We start from the raw sequence: 4,545 nt of genomic DNA on the forward strand, positions 1-4,545 counted from the left end.
CTCCACCAACAACTTCCCAAGTCAAAAACAACTTTACTACCCCTCAGCGGTCATGCTTGCCTGCTAGAAAGAGATATTAATTTAGCCGATCTCTTGTAAGCGGGGAGTAAGAAGTAAGAAGTAAGAAGTAAGAAGTAAGAAATACAATTACTTATAAAGCCTATCCACTATTCACTATTCCCTAATTCGATTCGATAATTCTCAATAACTGGATTGGCAAGAAGCTGGTCGCACATGCGGTCTAATTGACTGTGTGCTTCGGTTTCGTCTGTGGCGGCGAGATTGACTTCGATATATTTGCCGATGCGGACGCTCTCCACATCAGTGTAGCCCATGTGCGCTAGACCAGATTGGACTGCCGTCCCAGCCGGATCGAGTACGGAGGAACGAAGTGTAATATAAATGCGAGCGTGATATTGTTGCTTCAACGGAATTCCTCAACTTTGCGATAATTGTTAGATATGGCCGCAATCGTCGCCACCTAAATCTAACATCACCAATTGTAAACTAGTACCAGCCTCGATAATCATTTGGATTTTACCGATGGTCAAATTGTTTTACTCGACATTCGAGCATTCACGATCGCGCAGAAATATACAGGGAAGCCACCAATCCTTAATCCCAAAAGTCTAAAACCTAAAACTATCAAGCCTAATCCCTAAAGCCTAATCCTATGAAATCCGATCGAACTCGCAGCCAAGAACGTATTTTACAACTCCTCAAGCAATGCGATCGGGCAATTTCTGCCCAGGATATTTATGTAGAGTTGCGTGATAGCGATCGAGCAGTAGGACTAGCAACGGTTTACCGCGCTCTAGAAAGTCTCAAACTGGAGGGGATCGTTCAATGTCGAACGTTACCGACAGGCGAATCATTGTATAGTTGTGTGCAAGCAGATCGGCATCATTTGACCTGTTTGCACTGCGGGGAATCGATTCCGATCGATGAATGTCCGGTAGAACAATTAGAGCACAGACTGGAATCGCTCCATCAGTTTAAAATTTATTATCACACTCTGGAATTTTTTGGGGTATGTTTGACTTGTGCGCCCAAAGAAGTAAATAATAGCCACGATCGTCAAGATATTCACTTACATCACCACCACAGCCACGAACGTTCTACATAGGGGAATGCATGACTTTTGAGAGTTTTATGAATTCAATTGGGATTGCCGATCCGCATGGACGCGGGTGGCTCTCCGTAGTGCTGACGTTTATGTTTGCATGGATAGTAACTTATTTATTTATCCCCAAAGTCCGAACTTTCGCGCTCAAAGTAGGTTGGGCTGACGAACCCAATGCCCGGAGGTTGCACAGCGAACCGCGCCCGAATGCTGGCGGATTGGCAATTTATACGGGGGTAATTGCCGCTGTTATCTTAGCAGGTTGCCTATCGCCGATCGTCCTGGCAAAAGTTCAAGTAGCCATCTTGGCAATCTTACTCGGCGGCTCGGTGCTAGTCATTGTCGGATTTATCGACGATCAATTTGGTGGATTGCCAGCCTTATTTCGGCTAGTCGTCCAGATTCTAGCCGCATTACTCCTGGTAGTCTGCGGCATCCAAATTCATGTCATTTACTTTGGTGTGCCGATCGATGGCATTCTATCAGTTATTTTCACGGTGTTATGGATTGTGGGGATCACCAATGCTGTCAATTTGATGGATGGCATGGATGGTTTAGCGGGAGGGGTGAGTTTTATTACCGCGATGAGTTTATTGTCAGTGTCAGCGCAATTTGAAGCTAGAGCAGCGGCGACGCTGATTTGCGCGGGGGTTGCAGGTGCGGCATTAGGCTTTTTAAGGCACAATTATCATCCTTCTCGGATTTTTATGGGGGATGCGGGAGCTTACTTTTTGGGCTATGTGTTAGCAGCAACCAGTATTTTAGGCAATGGTAAAGTAACCACTGTAACTTCGCTGATCCCGACAGTGATGCTGTTTCTCGTCCCAGTTGTCGATACCAGTCAAGTAATTATCAAACGGTTGCTCTCTGGCAAAAATCCCCTCAGTACGCCTGGAAAAGATCACTTACACCATCGGTTATTGGCACGAGGATTTTCGCAACGACATTCGGCAGTAATTTTGTGGGGAGTGACTCTGGCTGGTGGGATTGTTGCCATGCAGATGCAAGGTAACAGACACATGGCGATCGTGGTAACGGCAATCGGAATCGCACTAATGCTGATTCTTACCGTTTGGCTGCGGCTGCGGGCGATCGTTAATGTCCCAGAGACACCCGCGCCCGCGCCCAATCCTGAAGATAAACCCTAACCGCGATCGCGATCCCCGCTAGCAACTAGCAAACTGACTTGCTAACCCTCGCTGGAAACTAGTGGTGGTAAGTTTTATCATTAACAAGCTTTCCCCCCGTTAACGAGCGATTTGGCAGGGGAATAGTTTGATATTATAAGGACTGGATCGATCGCCAGATCTGAACATTAGCAATAAATTCTAGGGTCGAGCGTTCAGGTGCTTTACTAAAATTTTCAGATCTTTTCCCCTTACCCTCGCGCTCCGTCCGATCGCGATTTAAATTAATATACCTTCTGTTTAGCGATCTCGATACTATGGCAAATAAAAATCGCGGTACATTTGTGAGTGGCATGTTCATCGGTGCGGCGATCGGTACCGTTACAGCACTATTAGTGGCTCCCCGCCAAGGGCGAGATACACGTAAAGTCTTGGGCAAAACGATCGCCGCCGTCCCCCAAATGGCTGAAGATATTTCTAGTAGCGTCATGCTGCAAGCCGATAAACTTTCGGCGGCGGCTGGCGATCGCTGGCATGATACACTCGAGCGATTGGCCACAGCGATCTCTGCGGGGGTTGTTGCCAGTCAATCCGCCCGCGAAGCAACTCCAGTCGATCGTCCCAAATCTATTCATCAAGCAGACGATTAATTTTGACATTTATCGATCCGGTACTATTTCTGGGATGTTCGCTGCTACTTGTGGCTGTAAGTTTGACAGCATTGGTAGTTGCTGCTTTCCCAGCAATTCAAGATTTATCGCGGGCGGCTAGGAGTGCCGAAAAGTTATTCGACAGGCTCGATCGAGAATTGCCACCTACACTTGAAGCAATTAGGCTAGCAGGGCTGGAATTAGGCGATCTGAGCGATGAAATGTCTCAAAGCGTCCAAAGTGCCACCACGATCGTCAAACAAGCCAATTTGGGTATCTCCCAAGTCAAAAAACAAGCTGGCACCGTCAGCACGAATACGCGCAGTGTCTGGGTAGGTGTCAAAGCTGCTTGGCAAACCTGGCGCACTGGCGATGCATCTTTGCGCGATCGTCAGCTCTCATCCATCGATCCCGCAGCACTATCACAACGACTCGATGGTGAAGATGATTGATTCTAGATGGGAGACGGGGGAACTGGGGGACTGGGAGAAGTGTGGAAGGAAAAAAACTAAAGAACGCAGTTCTAAAGCCTATTCACTAAAACCTAAAACCTAAAACCTAAAAAAATTGCCAAGGACGTTTGTGTCTTTGGCAATTGTTAAATTTACCTGCAAGCAATTGCAGTCTGTCGGATCTATATTCGGCAATCCAGAAAATTAGATGTTGCCAGATTCAGCGAGTTTATCTTTGAGTTCGGCTAGTTTGCCAGCCCAGCGGGGATCTGGCTGAAAACTTTCGGTAGTAGTGTTAGTGTAAGTAGTGGTGCTGCTATTGCTTTTGGCACCTTCTTTGCGACCGCCTTTTTTTGCCCCACTGGCACCACCGCTACCGCCGCGACGTGGGGTACTGGTACTTGCACCACTAGCTTTGTTACTCAGATTTGGTTTGGGGACGCTACTGGGTGCTCTGGTTTCGGTACTGTCGCTATTTTCATCGTCATCGTCTTGTCCTTTGGCTTTGGGTAGAGCTTTTTCGATTAAGATCGGTAGCTCTAAGAACATGGCACCATTGTACTTTTCAATGATTTGGTCGGCTTGCTCGTCAGTCTCGACAGTCACAAAGCCAAATCCACGGCATTTGCCCGTTTTGCGATCTTTAATTACTTTGACCGAAACTAACTCGCCAGCATCAGCGAACACAGTTTCGAGCTGTTCGCGCTCGACATCTGATTTTGGTAAGTTGCCGACATATAAACGAATAGACATATAGAAATTCCTCCAGACTGGAATTAAATTAGCTTGCTTGCAGGAGTTCCCCTGGGGGATAACCTCAATTTTGGGCGGACAAAAAACTGACAAAGAAGTGGTTTACATATTTCAAATCATTGCCGTTGTAGAGTCTCATCGATCTAGCCGCTCCTGTCGAAAGTCGAATCTAAGCAAGAAGTTCACAGTGGCGGTTTAACTATTGACAACCGCTTATTTGTCGATGCTTTAGGATGAATCGGTAGATGCGATCTCTGTGTCCTCGACACTTTATCTTAATATTTTTTTACAAGTTTGGTGAGACACTTATTTAAATTATCATGTCTGGGCATCTTCACATCTGGCGATCTTATACTTGAGGTATACAGTCACACCAAAAGGTGGGCATTGCCCACCTTTAATGGATGATTTAATTAGACGTGCGTGGGGTAACTAGCGAT

At 46.6% G+C, this 4,545-nt stretch carries 6 protein-coding genes; 4 read left to right on the forward strand and 2 right to left on the reverse strand.

Translation table 11 applies throughout. The features are described from left to right. Positions 1-167: 167 nt before the first annotated feature. Positions 168-428 (reverse strand): phosphoribosylformylglycinamidine synthase subunit PurS, encoded by a 261-nt coding sequence (purS, locus tag RMO79_RS14205; protein ID WP_310483819.1) that lies wholly within the window; start codon positions 426-428, stop codon positions 168-170. 245 nt (positions 429-673) lie between these two features. Here purS and RMO79_RS14210 point away from each other — a divergent pair, with 245 nt between their 5' ends. The 4 genes from RMO79_RS14210 to RMO79_RS14225 all read left to right on the forward strand — a co-directional run bounded on the left by RMO79_RS14210 (position 674) and on the right by RMO79_RS14225 (position 3,352). Next, positions 674-1,126 (forward strand): Fur family transcriptional regulator, encoded by a 453-nt coding sequence (locus tag RMO79_RS14210; RefSeq protein ID WP_310483821.1) that lies wholly within the window; start codon positions 674-676, stop codon positions 1,124-1,126. 8 nt (positions 1,127-1,134) lie between these two features. Beyond that, positions 1,135-2,271 (forward strand): glycosyltransferase family 4 protein, encoded by a 1,137-nt coding sequence (locus RMO79_RS14215; protein ID WP_396136600.1) that lies wholly within the window; start codon positions 1,135-1,137, stop codon positions 2,269-2,271. Positions 2,272-2,567: 296 nt separating this feature from the next. Continuing rightward, positions 2,568-2,900, forward strand: coding sequence for a YtxH domain-containing protein (locus RMO79_RS14220; protein ID WP_310483823.1), 333 nt, complete (start codon positions 2,568-2,570; stop codon positions 2,898-2,900). A gap of 2 nt (positions 2,901-2,902) precedes the next feature. After that, positions 2,903-3,352, forward strand: coding sequence for a DUF948 domain-containing protein (locus RMO79_RS14225; protein WP_310483825.1), 450 nt, complete (start codon positions 2,903-2,905; stop codon positions 3,350-3,352). Positions 3,353-3,556: 204 nt separating this feature from the next. On the opposite strand, the gene RMO79_RS14230 is transcribed toward RMO79_RS14225, so the two are convergent. Then, positions 3,557-4,105: an RNA-binding protein gene (locus RMO79_RS14230; protein ID WP_310483826.1), complete on the reverse strand. Its 549-nt coding sequence runs from the start codon at positions 4,103-4,105 to the stop codon at positions 3,557-3,559. Positions 4,106-4,545: the final 440 nt, after the last annotated feature.

It is taken from the genome of Chamaesiphon sp. VAR_48_metabat_403, from assembly GCF_031422475.1.
GTDB lineage: Bacteria > Cyanobacteriota > Cyanobacteriia > Cyanobacteriales > Chamaesiphonaceae > Chamaesiphon.